The 26,153-nt window shown below is 72.7% G+C and carries 26 protein-coding genes; 9 read left to right on the forward strand and 17 right to left on the reverse strand.

The features are described 5' to 3' along the window. Positions 1 to 24 precede the first annotated feature (24 nt). From ACKUU6_RS25970 to ACKUU6_RS25985, 4 genes are all read right to left on the reverse strand, one after another. Entirely contained in the window at positions 25 to 744 is a 720-nt protein-coding gene (locus ACKUU6_RS25970) for a MerR family transcriptional regulator (RefSeq protein WP_407990979.1), read from the reverse strand. Positions 745 to 824: 80 nt separating this feature from the next. After that, entirely contained in the window at positions 825 to 1,835 is a 1,011-nt protein-coding gene (locus ACKUU6_RS25975; protein ID WP_407990980.1) for an isopenicillin N synthase family dioxygenase, read from the reverse strand. Between the two features lie 304 nt (positions 1,836 to 2,139). Further along, a complete protein-coding gene (locus tag ACKUU6_RS25980; RefSeq protein ID WP_407990981.1) occupies positions 2,140 to 2,265 on the reverse strand; it encodes a hypothetical protein in 126 nt (41 codons plus the stop codon). 72 nt (positions 2,266 to 2,337) lie between these two features. Then, positions 2,338 to 3,729 carry an NAD(P)-binding domain-containing protein gene (locus ACKUU6_RS25985; protein WP_407990982.1) on the reverse strand — a complete coding sequence of 464 codons (1,392 nt, stop codon included), beginning with the start codon at positions 3,727 to 3,729 and terminating at the stop codon, positions 2,338 to 2,340. A 100-nt stretch (positions 3,730 to 3,829) separates the two neighbouring features. Between ACKUU6_RS25985 and ACKUU6_RS25990 the strand changes: the two genes are divergently transcribed. After that, positions 3,830 to 4,183 (forward strand): metalloregulator ArsR/SmtB family transcription factor, encoded by a 354-nt coding sequence (locus ACKUU6_RS25990; RefSeq protein ID WP_407990983.1) that lies wholly within the window; start codon positions 3,830 to 3,832, stop codon positions 4,181 to 4,183. Between the two features lie 20 nt (positions 4,184 to 4,203). Continuing rightward, on the forward strand, positions 4,204 to 4,698 hold the full coding sequence (locus tag ACKUU6_RS25995) for a GNAT family N-acetyltransferase (protein ID WP_407990984.1): 495 nt from the start codon (positions 4,204 to 4,206) through the stop codon (positions 4,696 to 4,698). A 9-nt stretch (positions 4,699 to 4,707) separates the two neighbouring features. On the opposite strand, the gene ACKUU6_RS26000 is transcribed toward ACKUU6_RS25995, so the two are convergent. Both ACKUU6_RS26000 and ACKUU6_RS26005 read right to left on the reverse strand, forming a co-directional pair. Beyond that, on the reverse strand, positions 4,708 to 5,478 hold the full coding sequence (locus ACKUU6_RS26000; RefSeq protein ID WP_407990985.1) for an aquaporin: 771 nt from the start codon (positions 5,476 to 5,478) through the stop codon (positions 4,708 to 4,710). Between the two features lie 37 nt (positions 5,479 to 5,515). Next, positions 5,516 to 5,827, reverse strand: coding sequence for an ArsR/SmtB family transcription factor (locus ACKUU6_RS26005; protein ID WP_407990986.1), 312 nt, complete (start codon positions 5,825 to 5,827; stop codon positions 5,516 to 5,518). A 95-nt stretch (positions 5,828 to 5,922) separates the two neighbouring features. On the opposite strand from ACKUU6_RS26005, the gene ACKUU6_RS26010 reads away from it, so the two are divergent. Continuing rightward, a complete protein-coding gene (locus tag ACKUU6_RS26010) occupies positions 5,923 to 6,354 on the forward strand; it encodes an arsenate reductase ArsC (protein ID WP_407990987.1) in 432 nt (143 codons plus the stop codon). A 54-nt stretch (positions 6,355 to 6,408) separates the two neighbouring features. Here ACKUU6_RS26010 and ACKUU6_RS26015 read toward each other — a convergent pair whose 3' ends face one another. Genes ACKUU6_RS26015 through ACKUU6_RS26025 form a run of 3 tightly spaced genes read right to left on the reverse strand, consistent with a single transcriptional unit; the run spans position 6,409 to position 11,993 of the window. Continuing rightward, positions 6,409 to 9,678: an error-prone DNA polymerase gene (locus ACKUU6_RS26015; RefSeq protein ID WP_407990988.1), complete on the reverse strand. Its 3,270-nt coding sequence runs from the start codon at positions 9,676 to 9,678 to the stop codon at positions 6,409 to 6,411. 36 nt (positions 9,679 to 9,714) lie between these two features. Then, complete coding sequence (locus ACKUU6_RS26020) at positions 9,715 to 11,268, reverse strand: DNA polymerase Y family protein (RefSeq protein ID WP_407990989.1); 1,554 nt, start codon at positions 11,266 to 11,268, stop codon at positions 9,715 to 9,717. Then, entirely contained in the window at positions 11,268 to 11,993 is a 726-nt protein-coding gene (locus tag ACKUU6_RS26025) for a hypothetical protein (RefSeq protein WP_407990990.1), read from the reverse strand. The genes ACKUU6_RS26020 and ACKUU6_RS26025 overlap by 1 nt, the downstream gene beginning before the upstream one ends. A gap of 298 nt (positions 11,994 to 12,291) precedes the next feature. Here ACKUU6_RS26025 and aspT point away from each other — a divergent pair, with 298 nt between their 5' ends. Next, a complete protein-coding gene (aspT, locus tag ACKUU6_RS26030; protein ID WP_407992243.1) occupies positions 12,292 to 13,971 on the forward strand; it encodes an aspartate-alanine antiporter in 1,680 nt (559 codons plus the stop codon). Positions 13,972 to 14,076: 105 nt separating this feature from the next. Continuing rightward, positions 14,077 to 15,414 (forward strand): NAD(P)/FAD-dependent oxidoreductase, encoded by a 1,338-nt coding sequence (locus ACKUU6_RS26035; RefSeq protein ID WP_407990991.1) that lies wholly within the window; start codon positions 14,077 to 14,079, stop codon positions 15,412 to 15,414. A gap of 7 nt (positions 15,415 to 15,421) precedes the next feature. Here ACKUU6_RS26035 and ACKUU6_RS26040 read toward each other — a convergent pair whose 3' ends face one another. Next, positions 15,422 to 16,672: an MFS transporter gene (locus tag ACKUU6_RS26040; RefSeq protein ID WP_407990992.1), complete on the reverse strand. Its 1,251-nt coding sequence runs from the start codon at positions 16,670 to 16,672 to the stop codon at positions 15,422 to 15,424. 63 nt (positions 16,673 to 16,735) lie between these two features. Here ACKUU6_RS26040 and ACKUU6_RS26045 point away from each other — a divergent pair, with 63 nt between their 5' ends. Further along, positions 16,736 to 16,915, forward strand: a complete 180-nt coding sequence (locus ACKUU6_RS26045) for a hypothetical protein (RefSeq protein WP_407990993.1) — start codon at positions 16,736 to 16,738, stop codon at positions 16,913 to 16,915. Positions 16,916 to 16,982: 67 nt separating this feature from the next. Here the strand turns inward: ACKUU6_RS26045 and ACKUU6_RS26050 are convergent, their stop codons facing one another. From ACKUU6_RS26050 to ACKUU6_RS26065, 4 genes are all read right to left on the reverse strand, one after another. Further along, entirely contained in the window at positions 16,983 to 18,653 is a 1,671-nt protein-coding gene (locus ACKUU6_RS26050) for a purine-cytosine permease family protein (RefSeq protein ID WP_407990994.1), read from the reverse strand. 101 nt (positions 18,654 to 18,754) lie between these two features. Next, entirely contained in the window at positions 18,755 to 19,183 is a 429-nt protein-coding gene (locus ACKUU6_RS26055; protein WP_407990995.1) for a hypothetical protein, read from the reverse strand. Between the two features lie 87 nt (positions 19,184 to 19,270). Continuing rightward, positions 19,271 to 20,047, reverse strand: coding sequence for a TIGR03084 family metal-binding protein (locus ACKUU6_RS26060; protein WP_407990996.1), 777 nt, complete (start codon positions 20,045 to 20,047; stop codon positions 19,271 to 19,273). A gap of 36 nt (positions 20,048 to 20,083) precedes the next feature. Further along, entirely contained in the window at positions 20,084 to 21,628 is a 1,545-nt protein-coding gene (locus ACKUU6_RS26065) for an AMP-binding protein (RefSeq protein ID WP_407990997.1), read from the reverse strand. Between the two features lie 164 nt (positions 21,629 to 21,792). Here ACKUU6_RS26065 and ACKUU6_RS26070 point away from each other — a divergent pair, with 164 nt between their 5' ends. Next, on the forward strand, positions 21,793 to 22,140 hold the full coding sequence (locus ACKUU6_RS26070) for a hypothetical protein (RefSeq protein WP_407990998.1): 348 nt from the start codon (positions 21,793 to 21,795) through the stop codon (positions 22,138 to 22,140). A 72-nt stretch (positions 22,141 to 22,212) separates the two neighbouring features. Here ACKUU6_RS26070 and ACKUU6_RS26075 read toward each other — a convergent pair whose 3' ends face one another. Continuing rightward, entirely contained in the window at positions 22,213 to 22,710 is a 498-nt protein-coding gene (locus ACKUU6_RS26075; RefSeq protein ID WP_407990999.1) for a VOC family protein, read from the reverse strand. Between the two features lie 95 nt (positions 22,711 to 22,805). Here ACKUU6_RS26075 and ACKUU6_RS26080 point away from each other — a divergent pair, with 95 nt between their 5' ends. Continuing rightward, positions 22,806 to 23,270, forward strand: coding sequence for a MarR family winged helix-turn-helix transcriptional regulator (locus ACKUU6_RS26080; protein WP_407991000.1), 465 nt, complete (start codon positions 22,806 to 22,808; stop codon positions 23,268 to 23,270). Here the strand turns inward: ACKUU6_RS26080 and ACKUU6_RS26085 are convergent. Further along, positions 23,239 to 24,090 (reverse strand): helix-turn-helix domain-containing protein, encoded by an 852-nt coding sequence (locus tag ACKUU6_RS26085; protein WP_407991001.1) that lies wholly within the window; start codon positions 24,088 to 24,090, stop codon positions 23,239 to 23,241. The two genes, ACKUU6_RS26080 and ACKUU6_RS26085, sit on opposite strands and share 32 nt — an antisense overlap. Positions 24,091 to 24,232: 142 nt before the next feature. On the opposite strand from ACKUU6_RS26085, the gene ACKUU6_RS26090 reads away from it, so the two are divergent. After that, entirely contained in the window at positions 24,233 to 25,012 is a 780-nt protein-coding gene (locus tag ACKUU6_RS26090) for an NAD(P)H-dependent oxidoreductase (RefSeq protein ID WP_407991002.1), read from the forward strand. A 13-nt stretch (positions 25,013 to 25,025) separates the two neighbouring features. On the opposite strand, the gene ACKUU6_RS26095 is transcribed toward ACKUU6_RS26090, so the two are convergent. Next, positions 25,026 to 26,114, reverse strand: a complete 1,089-nt coding sequence (locus tag ACKUU6_RS26095) for a WD40/YVTN/BNR-like repeat-containing protein (RefSeq protein WP_407991003.1) — start codon at positions 26,112 to 26,114, stop codon at positions 25,026 to 25,028. Positions 26,115 to 26,153 lie beyond the last annotated feature (39 nt).

Here is a 26,153-nt window from a genome sequence, read left to right on the forward strand (position 1 = left end):
TTAGGCTGAGCCGGCCGCGCGTGCTCACTCGGGCCGCGCGGCCAGCTCCTCGGCGAGGGAACGCTGAAAGGCCGTCACCAGGGCCTGGATCACCATGGGTTGGATCTGGTCGGTCAGGGTCTTCATCCGCTCCAGCTCCGCGTCGCTCGGCTCGCTCTCCCGGTACGGGCGCCAGACCGTGTCGCGGAACAGCCGGTGCAGGTCGTGCGCGGTGGCCTGGCTGTGCAGCCGGACCACCGCGCGGGCCGCCACCAGCGTCTCCAGCGGGATCGGTACGTCCAGCACTCGTACGCCCAGCGGCAGCAGGCCCGGGTCGATCTTGAACAGTTCCGGGTCTTCGGTGCGGTGCACCGCGCCCATCGCCGCCAGGCGGTCCACGTCCGCCTCCGACAGTGGCCGTCCGGCCCGGCGGGCCAGCTGATCGCGGGTGGCCTCCTCAGCCGCCTCCGGTGTCCAGGAGGCCACCAGGGCGCGGTGGATCGCCAGGTCCAAGGAGCCGACGTCCTCCGGGAGTTGGGACAGGTAGCGTTCGATCGCCGCCAGGGTCAGGCCCTGCCGCTGCAGCTCCTCGATCAGCTCCAGTCGCCCCAGGTGCTCGGCCCCGTACCTGCCCACCCGGCGCGGGCCCAGTTCCGGCGGCGGCAGCAGCCCCTTGGTGCTGTAGAACCGCAGCGTCCGGACCGTCACCCCGGCCCGGGCCGCCAGCTCGTCGACGGTCATCTGCGTCGGCGCAGCTCCGGCCATGGTGGGACCTCCTGCTCGGGATCGGATGCGGCAGTACCGCTGTGACAGCAGTAGTGTCCCACCAGCGGCGGCGGGTCCGGCTACGCGGCGAGGAGTTCCGGGTGGTGGCGCTTCGTCACCTCGGGATGGGCGCGCGCGTATCCCTTGAGTTCGTTGCGACCGAATTCGGCGAACAGCGGGTTGTGCGGGTCCTGGGTGGCGCCGGGGGCGTGGTGGGCCTGCGGGAAGTCGAGCGGGGTGATGTGGGCGTCCAGTCGCGGGTTGTAGAAGAACGGGACGGAGAAGCGCTCGCGGGAGCCGGGCGGGCTGACCACCCGGTGGCTGGTGGCCTTGAGGTAGCCGTCGGTGGCGACTTCGAGCAGCTCGCCGAGGTTCACCACGAAGGCGCCGGGGAGCGGTGGGACGGAGAGGAACGTCCCGTCGCTGCGCAGCACTTCGAGGCCGCCCACCTCGTCCTGGAGCAGCAGCGTGATGAAGCCGTAGTCCTTGTGCGCGCCGACCCCCTGGGCGGTGCCGTCGGGGGCGGTGCCCGGGTAGCGGACCAGCTTGAGCCGCAGGTGCGGGTGGCCGGCGAAGGCGTAGTCGTAGAAGTCGGGGTGGGCACCGATCGAGGCCAGCAGTTCGTGCAGCAGGCGGGCGGCGACCGAGCCGAGGTGGTCGATCCAGTTCAGGGTGGCGGCGCGGAGCCCGGGGACGGCGGCGGGCCACTGGTTCGGCCCCTCCAGCCACCAGTACGGCTGCTCGCCGGGGCGGGGCACGTGGGGTGGGAGTTCGGCGCCGATGTCGAGCTGATCGCGCCAGTCCTGGCGGCCGGAGGTGCGTTCGGTGCCGGTCCGGGTGTAGCCGCGGTAGTGCGGGGAGTTGAGGTTGCTCACGGCCAGCCGGTCGGACTCCGGGAGGGCGAAGAACGCGTGCATGGCGTCGGTCAGCTCGGCGGTCTCCCCGGCGGTCACGCCGTGGCCGGTGAGCTGGAAGAAGCCGACCTCGGTGGCCGCGGCGCGCAGGGCGTCGTGCAGCCGGGCCCGGTCGTCGGCGGAGCCGTCGGCGAGCGAGAGGTCGATGACCGGAAGACCGGTGAGTCGTGCTGTCATGGCTGCCATCCGAGGGTGAGTCCCCCCGGGATCGGACACAGCACCAGGTTACCGTCGGAAGGGGGTTGACCCTGGGGCGAACCGGAGCAGACTGGTAGGTACACCCCGGACACCGGACGGAGCCCGCCTCGCAGACAGAGACGTCTGTCAGCCCGCGAGAGCACATGTCCAAGCCCCCGGTCAGGCCCCCGGCACCCCGTTCGGGAGTCGGCTCCCGGCGACGACCGGGCCCCGGCACTCGAAGCGGCGGTACCGGGGACTGCGCTCTGTCCGGCGGCCGTCAGCCCGTGCGCGTTCCGCCCCGCTACTGCGCGTTGATCACGCGCAGCACGTCCAGCCGGGCCGCCCGCCGGGCCGGCCAGACCGCCGCCAGGACTCCGATCGCCAGGGCGAGCAGCAGGTAGAGACCGAGACGTGCCCAGGGCAGCACGAGCGCGTACTGCGGCAGCGAGGGCCGGAGGGCTGCTCTGTCGAAAGCCGGAGGGCGGGGGCCCCGAGCAGGTCAGCAGCCGCCAGAGGTGGAGCAGGCCGCCTTCGGCGCGCCGGTGCCGAGGGTGATCAGCTGTGGTGCGGCGGGTGCCGAGCAGCAGCCCCCGTCGTGGGCGGCCTGGGGCTCGTCGGACGTGGCCCGGGGCTGGTCGAAGAGGCCGGCTCCGCCGCAGACGCCGGTTTCGGGGAGGGTGAGTTCGACGCGGGCGGCTGCGTCGTGGTCGCCGGCGAGGTGGGCGGCGATGGAGCGGACCTGCTCGTAGCCGGTCATGGCGAGGAAGGTCGGGGCGCGCCCGTAGGACTTCATGCCGACCAGGTAGACGTCGCTCTCGGGGTGGGTCAGCTCGGCGGCGCCGTGCGGGTAGACGGTGCCGCAGGAGTGCTGGTTGGGGTCGATCAGCGGGGCCAGCGCGACGGGTGCCTGGAGGCGTTCGTCCAGGCCGAGCCGGAGCTCGGACAGGAAGGAGTGGTCGGGGCGCAGACCGGTGAGGACGATGACCTCGTCCAGGTCCTCGGCCCGGGCGCCTCCGTCGGAGACCAGGGCGAGCCGGCCGTCGGTCTCCTCGACGGCGGTGGTGCGGAAGCCGGTGAGGGCGGTGGCGTGGCCGTTGTCGACGGCGGTCTTCGCCGCCTGGCCGAGGGCGCCGCGGGCGGGGAGCTGGTCGGAGCCGCCGCCGCCGAAGGTGGAGCCGGTGATTCCACGGCGGAGCACCCAGACGGCGTGGGTGCCGCGCTCCTGCTGCGCCAGGTCGGCGAGGGCGGCCAGGGCGGTGAAGGCGGAGGCGCCGGAGCCGACGACGGCGGTGCGCTTCCCGGCGTACCGGGCGCGGACGGCCGGGTCCTTGAGGTCCGGGACGCGGTAGGAGATGCGGGCGGTGTGGGTCTTCTCGCCGATGGCGGGCAGGCCGTCGGCACCGAGCGGGCCCGGGGTGGACCAAGTGCCGGAGGCGTCGATGACGGCGGCGGCGGTGAGCCGCTGCCCGGTGCCGTCGGCGGTGGCGAGGTGGACGGTGAAGGGCTGCCCGGTCCGGCCCGCGTCGACGATGCGGTCCCGTCCGGCGCGGGCCACGCCGGTGACCGTGGTGTGGTAACGGACCTTCGCGCCGAGGGCGTCGGCGAGGGGCTGGAGGTACTGCTCGGCCCAGTCGGCGCCGGTCGGGTAGACGGCCTGGTCGGGCCGGGTCCAGCCGGTCGGGGCGAGGAGCTTCTCGGCGGCGGGGTCGATCAGCTCGCTCCAGGTGGAGAACAGGCGGACGTGACCCCACCCCCGTACCGCGCCGGCGGCTGCGGGGCCGGACTCGGCGACGATCACGTCCAGGCCGCGCCCGGTGAGGTGGGCGGCGGCGGCCAGGCCGATCGGGCCGGCGCCGATGACGAGGATGGGCAGGGCGTGACCTTCGGACATGGGGTGTCCCCTCGGGGTGAGCGACCGCTGATTCGACGGTTGTCGATGTGTTGCTGGCTCCGACCTTGCCACTGGAATAGATGACTGTCAACATAGACATATGTCGAATCTGGAGCTGGTCGTGCTGGAGTCCGCCGAGGTGCCGTGCTGCCCGCCGATCACCTCGGCTGAGCTGTCGGTGGAGGACTCGGTGCGGATGGCGGCGATGTTCAAGGCGCTGGCCGATCCGGTGCGGCTGCGCCTGTTCTCGAAGGTCGCCTCGCACGAGGGCGGCGAGGCGTGCGTGTGCGACATCCAGGACGTCGGGGTATCCCAGCCGACCGTCTCGCACCACCTGAAGAAGCTCCGCGAGGCGGGGCTGCTGACCAGTGAGCGTCGGGGTACCTGGGTGTACTACAGGGTGGAGCCGTCCGTCGTGGCGGGCATGTCCGCCCTGCTCGACCTGAACCGCTGACCGCCGTCCGGGAGAACCGTATGCCGCTGCACCTGGCCCTGATGGAGCCCGCGCACGCCCGGCAGGTCCTGGCGGTCTACCAGACGGGCATCGACGAGGGCAACGCCACCTTCGAGACCGCCGCGCCGACCTGGGAGGCCTTCGATGCCGCCCGTCTGCCCGGCCACCGCCACGTCGCCCTCGGTGCGGGTGGTGAGGTGCTGGGCTGGACGGCGGTCGGCGCGGTCTCCGCCCGCCCGGCGTACGCGGGGGTGGTCGAGCACTCCGTCTACGTCCGCCCCGACGCGCGTGGCCGTGGCATCGCGCGCTCCCTGCTGAACGCCCTGATCGCCTCGACCGAAGCGGCCGGGATCTGGACCATCCAGTCCGGGGTCTTCCCCGAGAACGCCGCCAGCCTCGCCCTGCACGCCGGGGTCGGGTTCCGGGTGATCGGCACCCGGGAACGCGTCGCCCGTCATCACGGGGTGTGGCGCGACGTCCTGCTGATCGAACGCCGCAGCCCCGTCGTCACCTGAGGCGGCGGATCACACTCGGTCGGGCGCGGTCTCGGCGCGCGGGGCGGTGGTGCGGTGGGTGAAGATCAGCCCGACCAGCGCCAGGCCGAGGGCGCCGCCGACCAGCTGCGCGCCGATGAAGCCGGGCACCGAGGCGGGCGCGATGCCGGCGAAGGTGTCGGTGAAGGCGCGGCCGACGGTGACGGCGGGGTTGGCAAAGGAGGTGGAGGAGGTGAACCAGTACGCGGCGCCGATGTAGGAGGCGACCGCGACGGGGGCGAAGCGCAGGTGGCCGGTCCTGGCGAGGCCGAAGATCAGCAGCACCAGGCCGGCGGTGGCGACGACCTCGCCGAGCAGCAGCTGCCCGGCCGAGCGGTCGTGCGTGGACCACTCCACCAGGGTCCGCCCGAACATCGCGTCCGCGAGGATCGCGCCGCCGATCGCTCCGATGGTCTGCGCCGGGACGTACGCGGCGACCTGGCGCAGCGTCAGACCCCGGGGGTCCTCGCGGCCGGTCCACCATTCGGCGAGGGTGACGACCGGGTTGAAGTGCGCGCCGGAGACCGGACCGAGCAGGAGGATCAGGACGCCGAGGCCGAAGACGGTGGCCAGTGAGTTGGCCAGCAGCTGAAGGCCGACGTCCTTGCTCAGCTCGGTGGCCTGGATGCCGGAGCCGACCACGACGGCCGCCAGGGCGGCGGTGCCGACCAGTTCGGCCGCGAGCCGGTTCAGCAGCGGTACGGCGGGTGGCTCGACGGCCAGCGGCTCGGCCTCGGGTCTGGCTTCGTCTGTCGCGCTCAACGGGTGTGCTCCTCGGGCGGGGACGGGCTGGGGTGGTTCAGCAGGACCGTTTGAAGTTGGCCTCGGCGGTCAGCCGCGCGGCGGAGGCCAGCGCGGCGAACTCCGCCGTCAGGCCTTCCAGGGCCTCCGGGCGGAGCGAGTAGTACGTGAAGCGCCCGCAGGGCTCGGTGTCCACCAGGCCCGCGTCGCGCAGGATCTTCAGGTGGTTCGACAGGTTGGTCTGCTTCGCGCCGGTCTCCTCCACCAGATGCGTCGTGCACAGCGCCTCTCTGGAGAGGAGCGCGATGATCTGCATCCGGAGCGGGTCGGCCAGGGCCTTCAACACATCACTGTCGACTGAGATCACCATGGGCTGATACGTTACCGGTGCCGGGCCCGCCGAGCGAACCACTCCTCTCCGGCCGCCACCGGGCACCCGCCGCCCCGCACGCCGAAGGAACCGCCATGACCACCGCTCCTGCCGCCTCCGTGCTGTTCGTCTGCATCCACAACGCCGGACGTTCGCAGATGGCCGCCGGCTTCCTGCGCCACCTCGCGGGCGACCGCATCGAGGTCCGCTCGGCCGGCTCGGTCCCCGGCGACCGCGTCAACCCGTCCGCCGTCGCCGCGATGGCGGAGCTCGGCATCGACATCTCGGCCCAGACGCCGAAGGTGCTCACCACCGAGGCCGTGCAGGCGTCCGACTACGTGATCACCATGGGCTGCGGCGACGCCTGCCCGTACTTCCCCGGCAAGCACTACCTCGACTGGACCCTCGACGACCCGGCGGGCCAGGGCGTCGAGGCCGTCCGGCCGATCCGCGACGAGATCAGGGGCCTGATCGACGGCCTGATCGCCGAGATCGACGCCAAGTCCGCGCTCTCGCAAGAGAACTAGGAGCCATCGGCCGGACGCATCCCTTCCTCGCCGGTTGGCGAGGTGCCCTGCCGCTCACCGGAAGTCCCGGCTCCTGCCGCCGGGGGCGAGGGTGAGCGGGACGAGGCGGGTGGCGACGAGGTTGACGGCGCCGTCGCGGCGTTCGGCCGTGCCGTGGACGAGGAGGCCGGCGTTGCCGAGGGCGACCCGGCGTTGGCGTTCCCAGACGTGGGGCTGGACCACGACGTTGACGAGGCCGGTCTCGTCCTCCAGGGAGATGAACAGGACGCCGCCCGCGGTGGGCGGGCGCTGGCGGTGGGTGACCAGGCCGCCGATGGAGATCAGTGCGCCGGGGACGGCCCTCTCCTTGAAGTCGGCGGCGGTCAGGGCGCCGCAGCGTTCGAGGTGGGGCCGGGCGTGCTGGACGGGGTGGGTGGCGGAGGTGCCGGTGGCCCACAGGTCGGCGATGGTCTCCTCGATGGGGGTCATCTCCGGGAGGGGCGGCGCGGTGAGGGCGGTGGCCGTGCCGGGGAGCATGCCGTCGGTGGTGCGGGCGAGCAGTCCGGCGGACCACAGCGCCTGGCGGCGGGTCAGGCCGAGGCCGGCGAAGGCGCCGGCGGCGGCGAGGGCTTCGAGGACGGGTTCGGGCAGGGCGGTGCGACGGGCGAAGTCCTCCAGCCCGGTGTACGGCTGCCCCGCGGCGATCGTCGCGGCCTGGTCGGCGCTGAGTCCGCGTACGTCGGCCAGGCCGAGGCGGATCGCCGGACGGGCGGGCTGTGCCTCGTCGGTGCTGTCCACCGGTTCGAGGGTGGGTGCGGCGGAGCTCCTGTTGATGTCGGCGGGCAGGACGGTGACGCCGTGCCGACGTGCGTCGTGGATGAGGGTGAGAGGCGAGTAGAAGCCCATCGGCTGGTTGGCGAGCAGCGCGCAGGTGAAGGCCTCCGGGTAGTGGTACTTCAGCCATGCGCTCGCGTAGACGAGCAGGGCGAAGCTGGTGGCGTGGGACTCGGGGAAGCCGTAGCTGGAGAAGGCCTCGATCTTGGTGTAGACGTCGGCGGCCACGGCGGCTGGGATGCCGCGCCGGGTCATCCCCGAGAGCAGGCGTTCGCGTAGCTCGGCGACCCGGTCGTGCGATCGTTTGGAGCCCATGGCCTGGCGCAGCTTGTCCGCCTCGGTGGGCGTGAAACCGGCGCAGTCGATGGCCAGTTGCATCATCTGTTCCTGGAACAGGGGCACGCCGAGGGTCTTCTCCAGGGCGCGTTTCATCAGCGGGTGGGCGATGGTGGCCGGCTCCCGGCCGTTGCGGCGGCGGATGTAGGGATGGACGGAGCCGCCCTGGATCGGGCCCGGGCGGATCAGGGCGACCTGTACCACCAGGTCGTAGAAATTCCTCGGGCGCAGCCGGGGCAGTGTCGAGGCCTGCGATCTCGACTCGACCTGGAAGGTCCCGATGCTGTCCGCCCGGCAGAGCATGTCGTAGACGTCCGAGTCGCCGGACGGGATCGTGGCGAGGTCGTAGCGGACGCCGTGGTGACGCTCGATCAGGTCGCAGGCGTCGTGCAGCGCGGAGAGCATGCCGAGACCGAGCAGGTCGATCTTGACCAGGCCCGCTTCGGCGCAGCTGTCCTTGTCCCACTGGAGCACGCTCCGGCCGGGCATGGTGGCCCACTCGGTCGGGCAGGTCTCGGCGACGGGCCGGCGGGTGAGGACCATGCCGCCGGAGTGGATGCCGAGATGTCGGGGCAGACCGCGCAGTTGACCGGCGAGCTCCCGCACGTCGGCCGGCACCTCGGCGTCGGGCGGCGGCATCTCGTGCCAGCCGGTCTCCCTGCTGAAGCGGTCCAGGTCCCCGGTGGCGTAGCCGAGGGCGCGGGCCGCGTCCCGCACGGCCAGGCGCGGCTGGTAGCTGATGACGTTGGCGACCTGGGCGGCGTGGTCGCGGCCGTAGGTGTCGTAGCAGTACTGGATGACCTCCTCGCGGCGGCGGTGTTCGATGTCCAGGTCGATGTCCGGCGGTCCGTCGCGCTCTGGGCTGAGGAAGCGCTCGAAGAGCAGGCCGTAGTGGACCGGGTCCACCGAGGTGATCCCGAGGGCGTAGCAGACGGCCGAGTTGGCGGCCGAGCCCCGGCCCTGGCACCAGATGTCCTGGCGCCGGGCGAAGTCCACGATGTCGTGGACGATCAGGAAGTACCCGGCCATGTCGAGCTGCTCGATGACGTCGAGCTCGTAGGCGATCTGCCGACGGGCCTTTTCATTGCCCGGGGAGAAGCGGGTGGCGGCTGCCCGGTGGGTGACTTCGCGCAGCCAGCTGGTCTCGGTGTGCTCCTCGGGGACCGGGAAGCCGGGCATCTCGGGTGCCAGGGCGCGGAAGTCGAACGCGCAGTCCCGGGCCAGCTCGACGGTGGCCTGCTGGACGCCGGGCCAAGGGGCGAGGCAGGCGGCCATCTCGGCGGCGGACCGCAGGTGCGCGGTGCCGGCCGCGGCGAGATAGGGCTCGGCGTCGGCGAGAGTGCGCCGCTGCCGGAGCGCGGCCAGGGTCTGTGCCAGGCGCAGCTGGGACGGGGAGGCGTGGTGCGCGGCGGTGGTCGCGACGAGGGGGAGACCGGTGCGGGCGGCCAGGGCGGCGAGGGCGTCGTTGCGGTCGTCGTCGCCCGGGATCCGATGGTCGGTCAGTTCGACGAACACGTTGTCCGCGCCGAACCGGTCGGCGAGGACGAGCAGTTCGCGTTCGGCGCCGAGCTGACCCTCGGTCTCCAGGGCGCGGCGTACCGCTCCCTTGCGGCAGCCGGTCAGGACCGCCCAGTGGCCGTCGTGGGCGTCGGCGAGACGTTCGCGGTCGTACCGGGGACGGCGTTTGCCCTCGCCCGCGAGGTGGGCGTCGCCGATGGTCCTGGCCAGGCGGCGGTAGCCCTCCGGGCTCCTGGCCAGGACCAGCAGGTGCTCGCCGTTCTGGTCCGGGGTGCCGGTCGGCGCCGTGGTGGCGTCCAGGGTCAGCTCGGCACCGAACACCGTGGCGATGCCGGCGCGGCGGGCCTCGGCGGCCAGCATCGCCGCGGCGTAGAGACCGTCGTGGTCGGTGATCGCGAGCGCTTCGGTGCCGAGGCGGGCGGCCTCGGCGACCAGGTCGGCGGGGTCGCTCGCGCCGTCCAGGAAGCTGAAGGAGCTGTGGACGTGGAGCTCGGCCCAGCCGGTCCCGTCCGGGCGCGCGGCACCGGACGGCGTCGGGGACGTACCGGGCGCCGGGCCGGAGAACGGGAGCACCGTGTGGTCGCCTGCCGGCGGGGTGCCGGTCATGGCCCGGTGCAGGTCGCGCCACGAAGTGGTGGGGTGGCTGGTGAAACCCATGGTCGTCGTCCTGGAGCTGCGGTCGGAAGGGGTGGCTCAGGTGTCGTAGTCGCCTTCGAGGCGCCAGCGGCCGCCGGTGACCGACAGCAGTAAGGCGCGCCCGTCCGCGACGGTCACCTGCATCCGGGCGGTACGCCGGGCCGACTCCGGGTCCCACCAGCGCTCCTGCTCGGGCCACGGGCCCGCCCAGGCGGTCACCGCCATGACGCCCTCGGGCAGCACCAGGCGAGCCGGACGGCCCCGGGCCTCCGCGCGGGCGGTGACCTCCACCTCCCGGCCGTCCGCGTCCAGCAGTCGCACCGGTACGGGCTCCTCCGGGACATGGGTCGGGGACGGCGCGGGCAGCCGCCCCGGCCACGGACCGTCCTCGCGTCGCTCCTGGTGCGCGTCACCCCAGGGAGTCCGCACCGCCCGGTCCGCCGGAGCGCGGCCGCCGGCCAGCTCCACGGTGACCGGTGCGGTGTGTCCGAGGATCGCCTGCACCCGCGCCACCGCCCGCTCCACCCGGGCGGTGGCCTCCTGGTCCCCGTCGGCCAGGGACAGCTGGCGACCGGGATCACGGACCAGCCCGTCCGGTACCAGACGGAGAGCCACCACCCCGCCCGCCGCCTCGTCGAACACACGGCCCTGCTGCCAGGCCTGCAGCTGCCAGCGCACCCGCTCGGCCACCGCGCCCACCGACAGCACACCCTCGTGCCGCCACGCCCGGGCCGCGCTGCTGCCGTCCGCGCACTCCACCTCCACCTCGACCCGCTCACACGCCAGCCCCGCCCCGGCGAGCCCCGCATGCAACCGTTCGGCGAGGCCACGGGCGGCGAACGCGATCGGCTCGGCGATCGTGTACGGCTGCTCGAACCGCTCCTCCACACCGAGGTCGACCCCGGGCGGCCGGGCGACGACCGGCCGGGCCTCCAGGCCGCGGACCAGTCGATGGGCAGCCACCCCGGCCGTGCCGAAGCGGTCGGCCACCGCGCCGGCCGGAAGCGCGGCGAACTGACCCAGCGTCAGCAGACCCAGGCGGCCCAGCAGGCCGGCCAGCCTGGCGTCCGCCAGCTCGCTCACCGGGAACGGGGCCAGGAACCGGGCGCTCTCCCCGGCCGGCACGATCCGACCGGTCCGGGCGGCCAGTTGAGCGGCGGCCAGACCGTCCGCGATACCGACCTGGCACTCGTGGCCGACCGCTTCCACCGCGTCGACGACCTTCTCCGCCAAGGGGTGCTCGCCGCCGTGGAAGCGCGCCGCCCCGGCCGTCGGCACCGCGAGCACGCCGGGGCGCAGCACCTCCAGATGGGCGGCCAGTGCGCTGACCGCATCGGCCACCGGTTCGAACAGGCTCGCCTCGTCGTCGACCCGGCGCTCGTGCACGGCGAGGCCCGGCACCGTCGCCCGCGCCGAGCGGACCTTCTGACCGTGCCGCACGCCGGCCGCCCGGGCCGCGCCCGACCCGGCGACGACCCGGCCGCGCTCGACCACCGCCACCAACTGCCCGGGCTCCGCACCTTCGCCCAGGACGGTGATCACGGGCCAGTCCGGCACCCATGCGACCAGCGCCCGGGGCGCGGCCCCGACGCTCTCCCGGTCCGCGGCCATCACACCACCGCCAGGGGAGGACGTGCCGTGCCCACCGGTTGCTGAGCGGCCGCCACGGCGCCCGGCCGGTGCAGCTCCGGCCGGTGCAGCTCCGGCACGGGGGCGAGCGGCTCGGCCGCGCGGACCGCGCCGTGCGCGTCGGGAAGCCACAGTTCGACCCGGCGCTCGCGGGCGGCACTGCCCCGACCGCCCGCCGCCACCACCAGGTGCCGGGCCCGTAGCCGCCCCCTGCCCTGCCCGAGGCCCGCCCAGGTACGGGCCTGCACCGCCAACCGCACCCGTGCGCCCGGCCACGGACCGGCCACCACCAGCACGCAGCCGCTGCGCCGCGCCACGGTGGTCAGCCGCTCCGCAACCTGGCCCGACACCGGCCCGCCCGGGCGCAGCAGCACCACCCCGACGCCGTCGGCCAGGGCCGACGTCACCTCCGGCCACCATTTCCCCGGCGCCTCGACCACGACCAGACGGGACAGGTCCACCCCGAGCTCGGCCGCTCCCAGCAGCCCGAGCCCCTCGAACCCGAGCGCCGCACACCACACGCCGGACGACGAGGCCGCGACCGCGAGGGCGAGGAGCAGAGCGGTACCTCCGCCGGTTACCGACACCACCGCGCCCGGCCGCAGCCCGCGCTCGGGCAGCAGACCTTCCAGGGCAGGCAGCACCGGCACCAGCGGTCCCGAGGGGGCCGGCTGGAGCTGGGGTGCCAGCGCCGAGAGTGCCTTCATGCTGTCCATGTTCGAACATAAGTACGAGAATGGGAAGCGAGAAGCAAGTCGATCACCCGTTCGAACCAAGTGCATCACTGCAGGTCACGGTGGTGAGACGGGCTCCGGGGAGGCGGGCCGGCTGGAGGGTGCCGTGTTCGAGGCCCGCGACGACGGTGGCTCCCGACATGCCCCGCCCGGTGCGGGCCGCGATCTGACCCACCGTCACCCGTTCGATAGCGCGGCCGGGCCGGGGGAGCGCCGGTGCGGTCTGATGCAGGAGACGATCATCATCGCCCGGCGTCCGGAGGTCCGTGGAATGAGTCTGCTGCGCGAGAACGCGGTACTGGCCCTGTTCGCCTGTCTGACGCTCGGTTACCTGGTGGGAAAGCTCAGGGTCGGACCGATCCAGCTCGGCGGTATCTGCGGGACGCTGATCGTCTCGATGCTGATCGGCGCGCAGCACGTCAGCGTGAATGCGGACGTCAAGAACGTGGCGTTCGCGCTGTTCATCTTCTCGCTCGGCTACCTGGCCGGACCGCAGTTCTTCGCCAACATGAACGCCAAGGGGCTGCGCTTCGGCGTGCTCTCGGTGATGGAGGCCGTGGTCGTCATCCTGATGGCCTACGGCATCGCCGAGGCGGGCGGGCTGGACGTCGGTACGGCGGCGGGCATCCTGGCGGGTTCGGCCACCGAGTCGGCGGTGGTCGGCACCGCGCAGGAGGCGATCACCAAACTGCCGGGCATCACCGCCGACCAGTCCACGGAGCTGCAGGCGCACGTCGCCACCGCGTACTCGGTCTGCTACCTGTTCGGCCTGATCAGCATCGTCCTGCTGACCAGCCAGTTCTTCCCGATGCTGATGCGGATCAACCTGGCCGACGCCTCCCGCGAACTGTGGGACCGGATGCGCGGTACCTCGGCCGGTCTGGAGGCCGACGAGACGGCCGCGCTGCCGGGCCTGGTGGGCCGGACCTACCTGGTGTCGCAGGGCGAGGGCTCCAGCCTGCGGGCCCTGGAGGATGCGGTCGGGCAGGACGCCTCGATCGAGGGGGTCACGCGCGGGCAGCAGGTGCTCAAGGTCGACCCCGGGCTGACGCTCCGGCGGGGTGACCGGGTCCTGGTGGTCGGCCGGCGGGACGCGGTCCGCGAGACCGGGTACGAGCTCGGCCCGGAGACCTCCGGGGTGCCGGGGCTGGACAGTCCGCTGATGGTGCGCCAGGTGGTGATCACCGATCGGAAGGTGGCCGGACAGACCGTCAGCCAGCTGCGCGGGCAGCAGCTCGCGGCCACCGAGGGCATCTACCTGACCGGCGTCCAGCGGGTCGACCAGGACATCCCGGCGGTCGGCGAGACCGAGCTGCACCAGGGCGACACCCTGACCGTGGTCGGCACCCGATCCAAGGTCGAGCGGTTCACCAAGGCGGTCGGCGCCAAGGTGCGCACCGACAGCGCCGACTGGATCTACATCGGCCTGGGCATCTGCCTCGGCGTGCTGCTCGGCAAGATCACCGTCCACGCCGGGGACGTCAACCTCTCGCTCGGCACCGGCGGCGGCTGCCTGATCTCGGGCCTGGTGTTCGGCTGGCTGCGCGCCCAGCGCCCGACCTTCGGCGCGTACCCGCCGGTGGCCGCGCAGACCATGAAGGACCTCGGCCTGTCCATCTTCATCGCCGTCACCGGCATGGCGGCGGGCCCGGACGCCGGGCCGCTGCTCAAGCAGTACCCGGTGCTGCTGCCGCTGTCGGGGATCGCGATGGTGGTGGTGCCGGCCTTCCTCGGGCTGTTCATCGGACGCAAGCTGCTGAAGATCGAGCCGCCGATCCTGGTCGGCGCGATCGCGGGCCAGCAGTGCTCGACTCCCGCCATCACCGCCGTCGGCAACGTCGCCCAGAGCAGCGTGCCGATGCTCGGCTACACGATCACGTACACCATCTCGAACTTCCTGCTCCCGCTGACCGGGCCGATCTTCGTCGGCCTGCTCGGGCTGAGGGTCTGACGGAGCGCCAGATGTGAGCCGTCGTCAAGGAGCTTACGGCCGTGCACACGTGCGCCCCTCGGGCGCCACTGGCGGCGGGGTGGCCGACTGCGGTTGGATGGCCGGATGGGTGGCGTAACGGCCTCGGGTCGGGGCACGGCAGTGGTGATCGGGGGCGGGCTGGCCGGGACACTGGCGGCCTGGGCCCTGCGGGACGCGGCCGAGCGGGTGGTGGTGGTCGAACGGGACCGCTACCCCGAGCAGCCCGACTTCCGGGCCGGGCTGCCGCAGGGGCGGCACGCCCACCTGCTGCTGGCGGCCGGGCACCAGGTGCTGGAGGAGCTGATGCCGGGCTCCCGGGCGGAGCTGCTGGCGGCCGGTGCGGTCGGCGTCCGACTGGCCAGCGACCTGCGCTGGCTCAGCTCGGCGGGCTGGATGGCCGAGCACCGCAGCGAGCTGGTCTTCCTCTCCTGCACCAGGCCGGTGCTGGACCACGTGGTGCTCGACCGGGTCCGCCGGGACTCCTCGGTGGAGTTCCTGGAGGGGACCGAGGTGGTCGGACTGCTCGGCGGCGCCGGGCGGGTGACGGGTGTCAGGATCCGGGCGCGCGGCACCGAGGGCGAGGTCCGCGAGCTGCCCGCCGAGCTGGTGGTGGACGCCTCCGGCCGGTCCACCTCGGTCGCGGGGTGGCTGGCCGCGCTGGGGGCCCCGGCCGTCCCGGAGGAGCGGGTGGACGCCGGGGTCGCGTACTCCAGCAGGATCTTCCGGCGGCCGACCGGGGTGGAGTTCCGCCACCAGGCGCTCTACGTCCAGACCAAGGCGCCCGACGACCCGTACCTGGCTGTGCTGCTCCCGGTCGAGCACGACCGCTGGATCGTCAGCGTCGGTGGGATGCGCGGCGCCGAGCCGGAGCCCGGCGAGGCCGGGTTCCGCAAGCAGCTCGACCTGCTGCGCGACCCGACGTTGCGCGAGCTGCTGGCCGACGCCGAACCGGTCGGCGAGGTCCGCGGCTTCCGTCCCGGCCCCGGGGTCCGCCGCCGCTACGAACGCCGCGCGCCGGAGGGGCTGGTCGCGCTCGGCGACGCCGCCTGCACCTTCAACCCGGTGTACGGCCAGGGGATCACGGTCGCCGCGATGAGCGCCCGGGCGCTGGGTGCCGCCGTCGCCCGGCACGGTGGCATCGGCCCGGCCGCGGCCGTGGCCGCCCGCCGGGCGATCGCCGGGGTCACCAAGGACCCCTGGGTGATGTCCTCCACCGAGGACGTCAGGTTCGCCGCCACCGCCGGTGGTCCGTCCGGCGCCCTGATCCGGTTCCAGCACCGCTACCTGGACCGGGTGCTGGCCCGGGCCACTACGGACGCGCACGTCTGCGACCGGTTCCAGCAGGTGATGTCGCTGGTCGCGCCGCCGCTCACGCTGTTCCACCCGTCGGTGCTCGGACCGGTGCTGCGCGGGCCGCGCTGACGCGGGCTCAGACCACGGACGGCTCGGCCGGGTCAATCCGTTCGGCGCGGTCGGACAGCCGACGGACGGCCGGGACGCAGAGCAGCAGCAGCGCGGCCGGGACCCCGATCGCGGTCATCGCGTACAGGGTCGGGCGCAGTCCGACCGCCGTCGCCACCGGCCCGGCCACCAGCAGGCCGAGCGGCATCAGACCGGCGGAGAGCAGGTTGTCGTACGAGCTGACCCGGGACAGGGCCTGCTCGGGGATATGGGTCTGCAGGCTGGTCTCCCAGAGGACGAAGAACAGCGAGACCGCCACGCCGGTGACCGCTTCCAGGACGGCGACCACGGTGAGCGAGGGGCCGGCACCGATGATCAGCGCCTGGCAGGAGGCCACCGCGAGGGCGGCGGCAGCCAGCGCCAGCGGGCGGGCCGGGCGCAGCCGGTAGGCCAAGAGATCACCCAACACCGAGCCGACCCCGAACGCGGCCGTCACCACCGACCAGCCCGCCGCGCCGCCCCACTCCCGTTCGGAGAGCACCGGCCCGAGCACGAAGATCGAGGGCAGCACCACCACGTGGTAGACGCTCATCGCCGCCATGCCGGACCAGACCCAGGTACGTGACCTGACGTGCCGCCAGCCCTCGCGCAGCTCGTCGAGGAAGCCACCGCCCGACGGTTCGTCAAGGGCGGGGCGGGGCCGTAGCCCGAGCAGGAACGCGGCGCTCACCGCGAAGCTGACCGCGTCCAGGGCCAGCGCCCCGCCGGGACCGGCCAGTGCGACCAGCACACCCGCGACCGCCGGACCGACCACCAGGCCGGAGGACATCACGAGACCGCGCAGCGCGTTCGCCTCGCGCAGCCGCTCGGCCGGCACCACCAGGGGCAGCAGGCCACCGGCGGCGGGCATGAAGAAGGCGTCGGCCGTGCCGAAGACCGCCATCAGCACCACCAGGTGCGGCACTTCGGCCACCCCGGCGATCAGCAGCACGGCGATCGTTCCCTGGGCGGCGAACCGCACCAGATCGGAGAGCAGCATGATCCGGTGCCGGGCGAACCGGTCCGCCCACACGCCGCCGACCAGGGTGAACAGCAGCGTCGGCAGCAGCGCCGCCGCGCCCACCAGGCCGACGTCGGCGACCGAACCGCCCACCGACAGCACCGCGAACGGCAGCGCCACCATCGACACCCGGTCGCCCAGCATCGAGAGCGACTGCCCGGCGAACAGCCGGGCGAACTGCGGCTCCTCCCGGAGCACGGCGGGGAGCAGCTGTTTCACGGCGGGACCAATCGGCAGGCGCGGACGGCAGGCAGAGGCAGCCCGATGGTAGGGAGCACCGCCGTGCGCTGTCGCCCGAGTTTTCCCCGGCTGCCCGTCGGGCCGCTGATCGTGCCCACGCTGCTGGCGGTGCTGCTCCAGTTCCGGGGTGGTGACCGGGCTCTGCTGCCCTGGCTGATCGCGGCGGCGGGGTTCGGCCGCCTGGTGGCAGTACTGGTGGCCGGCGGACGGAGCGCGTTCTGACGCTCCGTCCGGCACGGCCTCCTGTCAGCACTGAACGGTCGGCCTCGTACGGTCAACCCCCGAACGTTCAGCCCCGCACGGTCGGCATGCCGAGCAGGACCGGGCCGTCGGCGGAGGACTTGGTGCAGGCGTCGTGGCAGTCGGCGTCCAGGCTGCAACAGAGCGAGCAGATCGTGCCCTGGTGGAACGGGCAGTCGGCGGTGTCGGGGATCTCGTACGCGCCCTCGCAGACGGTGCAGGCGAGGGTGTCGGTGGAGGTCGAGTCGGCGTGCGGGTTGGGGCGGGCCAGGTAGTAGCGGCCCTTGGTGGCCCAGGCGATCAGCGGGCTGCAGACCATCGCGAGCGCGAGGGCGATGAACGGGCTGAACGCCTGGGCGTACTCGCCGAACCAGCCGAAGAAGGCGCAGATCGAGACGGCGGCGGCGAAGCACATCGCGCCGAAGCCGGCCGGATTGACCGCGTGCAGGTAGGCGCGCTTGAACTCGATGTACTTCGGGCTGAGGCCGAGTGGCTTGTTGATCACCAGGTCGGCCGTGACCGCGCCGATCCAGGCGATCGCGACGTTGGAGTAGAAGCCCAGCAGCGAGCCGAGCGCGCTGAACATGTCGAGCTCCATCAGCAGCAGCGCGACACCGCAGTTGAGGAAGATGTACCAGACCCGGCCCGGGTGACGGTGGGTCAGCCTTGAGAAGAAGTTGGACCAGGAGAGTGAGCCCGAGTAGGCGTTGGTCGAGTTGATCTTCATCTGGGAGACCACCACGAAGAGCCCGGCCAGCGGGAGCGCCGCCGCGCCGAACCAGGGCCGCAGCGACTCGACGTACGGCGCGATCGGCTCCAGCGCCTTGGCGTTGCCCACCACGTCGAGCGCGGCGAAGGCGAGCAGCGCGCCGCCGAGCTGCTTGGCCGCGCCGATCACCACCCAGCCGGGGCCGGCCGCGAGCACCGCGAAGTCCCACCGACGGGCGTTGGCGGCGGTGCGCCGGGGCATGAACCGCAGGTAGTCGGCCTGCTCGCCGATCTGGGCGATGAGCGAGAGCGCGATGCCGGTGCCCAGCCCGAAGCCGAGCAGGGTGAAGCCGGAGCCGGCGCCCTGGGTGCCGCCGAAGTGGGTGAACTCGGTGAAGGTGCCGGGGGAGTGGACGGCCAGGATGACGAACGGGCCGACCAGGCCGAGGATCCAGAGCGGCTGCGTCCAGGCCTGGAGCTTGGAGATCCAGGACATACCCTTGAACACGATCGGAATGACCACCAGCGTGGTCACCAGGTATCCGGCCGCCAGTGGCAGGTGCAGCACCTCGTGCAGCGCCTGGGCCATGATCGAGCCTTCGAGCGCGAAGAAGATGAAGGTGAAGCTGGCGTAGACGAGCGAGGTCAGGGTGGAGCCGAAGTAGCCGAACCCGGCACCCCGGGTGAGCAGATCCATGTCCACACCGTTGGCCGCGCAGGCGCGGGAGATCGGGATACCGGTGAGGAAGATCAGGGTGGCGGCGGTGAGGATGGCGGCGAGTGCGTTGGTGAAGCCGTACGACATCACGATCCCGGCGCCGATCGCGTAGTCCGCGAGATAGGCGATGCCCCCGAGCGCGGTGGACGCCACGGACAGCGGTGACCAGCGCCGGAACGAGTGCGGCGCGTAGCGGAGCGAGTAGTCCTCCAGGCTCTCGTCGGCGGCGGACTTGGCGTACGAGCGGCGTGGGGTGCCCGCGAGCTCGGAAGCCCGGGTGGAGGTGTCGGTCATGCACCGCTCCCTGTCGGTCGGGTTCTGTGAGCGGTGACGTTAGGGAGTGCGTGTGAAGCGCAGGGTGCCCGCGCCGTTTCGGCGCGGTAACCAGCGCTGCGTCAGCCGACCGTCGGCGGAGGGTCGTTGATGGCGGTGATGGTCAGCGTGTGCGGCCGGACGGTGAAGCGGACCTCCTGGGTGCCGCCCTCGTACCAGGTCTCGGTCACGGAGACGGTGGTGCCGGTGATGGCGCGCACGGACCAGGTGCGGGGGATGTTCTTCGCGCGGAAGACCGGATCGGCCCCGTGGTGGGCGGCGGACCAGCGGTCGAGCCCCTTGTCGAGCGGAGGCGGGAGGGTCTTGGCGCGGATCTCCTTCGGGTATTCGTCGATTTCGCCGAGGACCGCGAGGCGGTATTCCTCGAAGAACGCGTTGACCTCGCCGCCGGCTGTCCGGGGTGCGGCCAGGGGCGCTGCCTGGGCGGCGGGCAGCGGTGCGGCGAGGCTGAGCAGGACGGTGAGCACGGAAATGCCGAGGCGTCGCTTCATGTCGCAGAGTCCATCATTCGTCGACGAATCTGCCAATCGCTCGCACGAGTGAATTGATTGGGCGTCAATTAATGTGGGCAGGAAGGTTTATCGCCCCTTTCCGGAAAATCCCGCGAAAGCCTGGGCGATCGGCAGCCAGGCGTCCACCACGGGTCCGGTGACGGTCAGCGCCAGGTCCTCGGGACGCCGCCGCTGGGTGACCAGCAGGCAGAAGTCGAGGGCGGGGCCACGGACCGAGTCGGCCGCGTCCGGCGGCCCCCAGGTCCACAACTCGCCCGAAGGCGAGGCCAGTTCCACCCGGATCGGGGCCTCGGGCACCGGCGCTCCGTGCAGCGTGAAGGCGAAGCCCACGGTACGGATCCCGAGATGGGCCACGTGCCGGAGCCGGTCGGTCGGCACCCGGGTCACCCCGAGCGCGTCGGCGACGTCCTGGCCGTGGGCCCAGGTCTCCATCAGGCGGGCGGTGGCCATCGAGGCCGCCTTCATCGGGGGGCCGAACCAGGGCAGCCGCCGTCCGGAGGCGGCCACCGAGGCCAGCTCGGTGGCCAGCTCCTCCCGGCCCTGCCGCCAGCGGTCCAGCAGCGCGGCCGGGTTCTCGCCCACGCCTTCGGCTGCCCCGGCGTCCACCGGGTCGATGCCGCTCGCGTAGATCGCCAGCGCCTCGGTGGTGAACCGGTCCCCGTCCCGGCAGGCCAGCAGGGACCACCGGTCCGTCCAGGCCAGGTGGGCGATCTGGTGAGCGATGGTCCAGCCCTCGGCCGGTGTCGGCACGGCGAACCCGCTCGGGTCCAACTCCGCTACCAGCGCGTCCAGTTCGGCGCTCTCGGTCCGGAGGTCGGTCAGTACGACGGTGGCATCGACCACGGTGGGGTGCTCCTTCGGAGCCTTCGGGGGAGGGGGTCAGTTGACGGACTTGGCCCGGCCGGCCCAGTACGGCTCGCGCAGCCGGAACTTCTGCAGCTTCCCGGTGGTGGTCCTGGGCAGTTCGGTGCGGAACTCCACCGAGGTCGGCGCCTTGTAGCCGGCCAGCCGCTCCTTGCAGTGCGCGATCAGCCCGGCGGCCAACTCGGCCTGCTCGCCCGCCGATCCGTCCCGCGGCACCACCAGGGCCTTGACCGTCTCGCCCCACTTGGCGTCCGGCACCCCGATCACCGCGACCTCGGCCACCGCCGGGTGGGAGTACAGGCAGTCCTCCACCTCGATCGAGGAGACGTTCTCGCCGCCGCTGATGATGATGTCCTTCTTCCGGTCGGAGATGCTCAGGTAGCCGTCCTCCAGTACCCCGCCGTCGCCGGTGTGGAACCAGCCGTCGCGGAGCGCGGCCGCACTCTCCTCGGGCTGCTCCCAGTAGCCCGCCAGCACGGTGTTGGACCGCACCAGCACCTCGCCCTCGTCGTCCACCCGCAGTTCGGTGCCGAGCGCCGGCGCGCCCTGCCGCACCAGCCGTTCGGCCCGCTCGGCGGGCGGCAGCGCGTCCCACTCGGCCCGGCCGCGGTTGACGGTGACGATCGGGGCGGTCTCGGTCAGACCGTACAACTGCATGAACTCCCAGCCGAGTTCCGCCTCGACGCGCTCCACCACCGAGGTCGGCGGCGGGGCCCCGGCCACGATCATCCGGACCCGGTCCCGTCCCGGCACCGGCCCGTCCCAGTCAGCGGCGGCCTCCAGGACCGCGGCCACCACGGCCGGTGCCCCGCACAGGAAGGTGACGCCGTACCGGTCGATCCGGCGGAGGATCTCCGCGCCGTCCACCTTGCGCAGCACGATGTGCCGGGCGCCGAGACCGGTGAGCGCGAACGGCAGCCCCCAGCCGTTGGCGTGGAACATCGGCAGGGTGTGCAGGTAGACGTCCCGGTCACTGGCGCCGAAGTGCAGGCCCATCAGCACCGCGTTCAGCCAGAGGTTGCGGTGGGTGAGCTGAACTCCCTTGGGGCGAGCGGTGGTTCCGCTGGTGTAGTTGAGGGTCGCGGTGTCCGACTCGTCGACCGGGTACTCGACCGGGGCGTGGTCGAAGTCGTACAGCACGGCGTCGCTCTCCGCGCCGAGCACGAACCGGTGCCGGACCGGCACGCCCGCCAGCGCTCCGTCCAGCTCGGGATCGACCAACAGGGCGGTGGCACCGCTCTGTTCGACGATGTACGCCACCTCCTCCGCCTTCAGCCGGAAGTTGACCGGGACCAGCACCCGGCCGTGGCCGCTCACCCCGTACAGCGCGGTCATCAGCCGGGCCGAGTTGTGCGAGACGATCGCGACCCGCTCGCCGGGGCCGATGCCCAGCCGGTCCAGCCCGGCGGCCTGGGCCCGGGCCAGTTCGGCCATCCGGCGGTAGCTCAGATCGCCCCAGGAGCGGGCGGGTTGGTCCGGTTCGTCGACCAGGCCGATCCGGTCGCCGTAGACCGTTTCGGCCCGGCGGAGGAAGTCCAGCACGGTGAGTGGAGTCTGCATGCGATCACTCTGCCCGCCCGGCCCGGCCCGGCGACAGAGGGCGTCACCCGGTGCTCCGGTCGGGGGGAATCCGTCGGCCGGACGGGTGACCGGCCGCAACCTCCCTCATGGTCGGGCCGCGCGGTGCCGATCCTTCAGGCGTCTCGTACCAACTTGGAGGATTCATGCGTACGACCCTTGCCAAGATCACCGCTGCCGCCGCCCTCTGTGGCTGTGCGCTGCTCATCGGCGCCGGCACGGCCTCGGCCCACTCCTGCCACCACAAGCACGGCTCGCTGGCGGTCGGCGGCAACGCCGTCACGCGCGGGGACGGCGACGCCCTGGCGGTCGGCGGTGACGTCGACGCCGCGGGCGCGGCCGCTGCGGTCGGCGGCGACGCGATGGGCGGCACCTTCGCGGGTGCGGTCGGTGGCGACGCCATGGCGGGCGGCCCGGCGGCGGCCGTGGGCGGCGACGCCGAGTCGCTGTGCGAGGACGCGCTCGCGGTGGGCGGCGACGCGGTCGGTTACTGACCGGTCCGCTGCTGAACGAACGTCAGCGGGGCCGGCCGTCGTCCGACGGCCGGCCCCGCTCGCCGCGGGGGCTCAGGTGGCCGAGCCGGCTGCGGCGCCGGTCTTCAGCTCGGTGCCCCAGCGGTCGATCTCGGCCTGGAGGTCGAGCCGGCGCATGTTTGCCTTGTCGAGCGAGGCCCACTCCTCGCGGGGCACCCGCCACATCACCTCGAACTCGATGCCGTCCGGGTCCTTGGCGTACAGCGACTTGGAGACGCCGTGGTCGGTGGCGCCGACCAGCGCGTTCCGCCGGGTGAGCTTCTCGGCGACCGCGGCCAGCTCGCCAAGCGTGCCCACCTCCCAGGCGAGGTGGTAGAGGCCGACGGCGCCGCGCGGCGGGGCGGGCGCGTCGGCACCGACCGAGAACAGGCCGAGGTCATGGTCGTTGAGCGTCTCGGCGGCGCTCAGGAAGGCGGCCCGGCCGGGGATCTCGACGTCGACCTTGAAGCCGAAGGTGTCGGTGTAGAAGGCCACGGAACGGGCCACGTCACGGACGTACAGCACGGCGTGGTTCAGGCGGCGGACGGACATGGCTACTCCTGGATTCCCTGCTAGTTCAAATTCGAACCTTCTGTTGGCCACGGTACACCTTGGTTCGAATTTGAACAACCGGGTAGGATGGGCACATGGACGAGCCCCGGTGGTTGGACGAACGCGAGATGGCGGCATGGCGGGGCTTCGTGGCCGCCAGCAATCTGATCGAGCGCCGCCTCGAGCAGCAGCTCAAGGAGAGCGCCGGGCTGTCCCACACCCAGTACGAGATCCTGGTGCAGCTCTCCGCCGCGCCCGACGGCTCGCTCCGGATGACCGATCTGGCCGACCGCTTGGTCACCTCCAAGAGTGGCCTCACCTACCAGGTCACCCAACTCGAGAAGTCCGGCCTGGTCGGTCGCCGCTCCTGTCCGAGCGACGTCCGGGGTGTCTTCGCCGAGCTCACCGAGCACGGCTGGCGAGTGCTCAGGGAGGCCGCCCCCGGCCACGTCGCCACCGTCCGTGAGGTCCTGATCGACGTCCTCACCCCCGAGCAGTTGGTGGTGCTCGCCGAGAGCCTCGGCACGGTCAGCGAGCGACTCCGGGCGGCGGAGAAGTAGCCGCGGCGGCAGCGGCGGGGGTGTCCAGGGCCGCAAGCAGGCGCAGCCCGTCCTCGGCGGGGCTGCCGGGGGCGGCGGACAGCACGATCAGTTCCAGGCCCGAGGGGTCAGGAAGCGCGAAGTTCTCCTGGTGCAGCTCCAGCGGTCCGACCAGCGGGTGCCGGTACGCCTTGCTGCCGTGGGTGCGGGCGCGCACGTCCGCGCGGGCCCAGAGTCGACGGAAGCGCTCGCTGCCCATCGCCAGCTCGCCGATCAGCGAGGCCAGCCGCGGGTCCTCGGGGTACTGGCCGGCGGCCAGGCGCAGGTGTCCGACCACGTCGAGGGCGCAGGTCTCCCGGTCCGCGTAGAGGCCGCGTTCGGGCTCCTCGAGGAAGAGGTGCCGGGCGATGTTCAGACCGGGCAGTGGCCGGCCGTAGAGGAGCCCGGCGAGCCGGTTCCCGGCGAGCACGTCCAGTCGGTGGTTCATGATCAGCGCGGGTGCGTCGGCGACCAGGTCGAGGACGCGGAGCAGCTCCGGCCTGAGGCGGCCGCCCGGCACCTTCGCCCGGCGGTGGCGCTGCCGGGCGAGCCGGTGGAGGTGCCCCTGCTCGGTCTCGTCGAGGCCCAGGACCCGGGCGAGCGCGTCGAGGACCTGCCCGGAGGGCTGGGTCGCGCGGCCCTGCTCCAGGCGTACGTAGTAGTCGACGCTGACTCCGGACAGGTGCGCGACCTCCTCCCGGCGCAGCCCTTCGACCCGTCGGCGGCTGTCGGTGGGAATGCCGACGGCCGCCGGGTCGACCCGGGAGCGCCGGGTCCGCAGGAAGCCCGCAAGATCGTCCATGCGCCTCAGTATGGCGTCGGAAGGCGGCTGCGAGGGTGGCCCTGCCGTTACCAGGAAGTCCCGTCCGACGGTAGCGGCGCCCCTGAACAGCGGGTGCCGCAGCGCCCAGGATCGAGAGCATCCGATCCGAAGGAGTACTCCCGTGAAGACCCTCATCGTCCACGCCCACCCGGAGCCCAAGTCGCTCAACGGCTCGCTGAAGGACCTCGCGATCTCGACGCTGGAGACCGCCGGGCACCAGGTGCGGGTGAGCGACCTGTACGCGATGGGCTGGAAGGCGGTGGTGGACGCCGAGGACTACGGCCCCGACGCCTCCAGCCCGTTGCGGGTCGCCCGCGACTCGGGTCGGGCGTTCGACGCGGGGACGCTGACCCCGGACGTCCGCGCCGAGCAGGAGAAGCTGCTGTGGGCCGACACGGTCATCTTCCAGTTCCCGCTGTGGTGGTACTCGATGCCCGCGATCCTCAAGGGCTGGGTGGACCGGGTGTTCACCCACCGCTTCGCGTACGGCGTCGGCGAGCACAGCGACGTCAAGTACGGCGAGCGCTTCGGCGAAGGCACCCTCGCGGGCAGGCGGGCCCTGCTGTCGGTGACCACCGGCGGCCCCGAGTCCCACTACGCCGCTCGCGGGATCAACGGTCCGATCGACGACCTGCTGTTCCCCATCCAGCACGGCATCCTCTACCACCCGGGCATCGAGGTGCTGCCGCCGTTCGTGCTGTACGGCGCCGACCGGGTGGCCGACGAGGACTACCCGGCCGTCGCCGAGGCGTGGCGGCAGCGCCTGCTCACCCTGGAGTCGACCGAGCCGATCCCGTTCCGGCGGCAGAACTTCGGTGACTACGAGATCCCTTCGCTGCACCTGAAGGAGGGGCTGGAGCCCGCCGGCCGGACGGGTTTCGGGCTGCACCTACGCGGCTGACCGCCGCAGCGGTTCAGGGCAGCGTGACGGCCCGGACGCAGAGCACGTCCGGCAGGTGCGAGCTGATCAGGCGCCAGCTGTCGCCCGCGTCGGCGGAGCCGTAGACCTCGCCGTTGCGGTTGCCGAAGTAGACGCCGGCCGGTTCGCCGTCGTCCGTGCAGAGCGCGTCGCGGAGGACCACGCCGTAGTGGTCCTCGGTGGGCAGTCCGGTGCTGAGCGGCTGCCAGCTCCTGCCCGCGTCGGTGGTGCGGAAGACCCGGCAGCGGCGGTCGACCGGAAGCCGGGCGTAGTCCGCGTCGAGCGGGAACAGGTAGGCGGTGCCGGACTGCCGGGGGTGGGTGGCCAGGCCGAAACCGAAGGTGGCGGGGAGGTCGGCGCCGATGTCCGTCCAGCGCTCGCCGCCGTCGTCGGTGCGGTAGACGCCGCCGTGGTTCTGCAGGTAGAGCCGGTCGGGGTCGGCCGGGTCGGCGGCGATCTTGTGCACGCACTGGCCGAACTCGGGGTACTCGTCCGGCAGGAAGGAGACCCGGATGCCGGCGTTGGCGGGGCGCCAGTTCTTGCCGCCGTCCTCGGTGCGGTAGACGCCGCCGGTGGAGACCGCGACGGTGAGCGCGGCCGGGTCGCGCGGGTCGGTCACGATGCTGTGCAGGCCCTGGCCGCCGAACCCGGCCGCCCACTCGGTCCGTTGCGGGTGCGACCAGAGCGATTCGTCCAGGGTGTAGCTCTCGCCGCCGTCGGTGGAGCGGAACAGTGCGGCGGGCTGGGTGCCCGCGTACACCACGCCGGGGGCCTCCGGTCCGGCCGGCTGGAGCTGCCAGACCCGCTCCAGCGAGGTGCCGGTGTGCTCGGGGAACCGGACCGCCGGGCTGCTCGGCTCCTGCCAGGTGGTGCCGAGGTCGTCGGACCACCAGACGGACGGGCCCCAGTGGCTGCTGTCGGCGCCGACCAGGATGCGGGGGCGGTCACCTCGGCGGTCGACGGCGACCGAGTAGATCGCGTTCATGGCGAAGTGCGGTCCGGTGAACTCCCAGTCCGCCCGGTCGGCGCTGCGGCCCAGGAACAGGCCCTTCTGCGTGCCGACGGCCAGCAGTGTCTCGGTCATCGCGTACCACCTGTGAGTGTCGGGGCAGATCCGCCCGCC

Source organism: Kitasatospora sp. CMC57, from assembly GCF_045866025.2.
Classification (GTDB): domain Bacteria; phylum Actinomycetota; class Actinomycetes; order Streptomycetales; family Streptomycetaceae; genus Kitasatospora.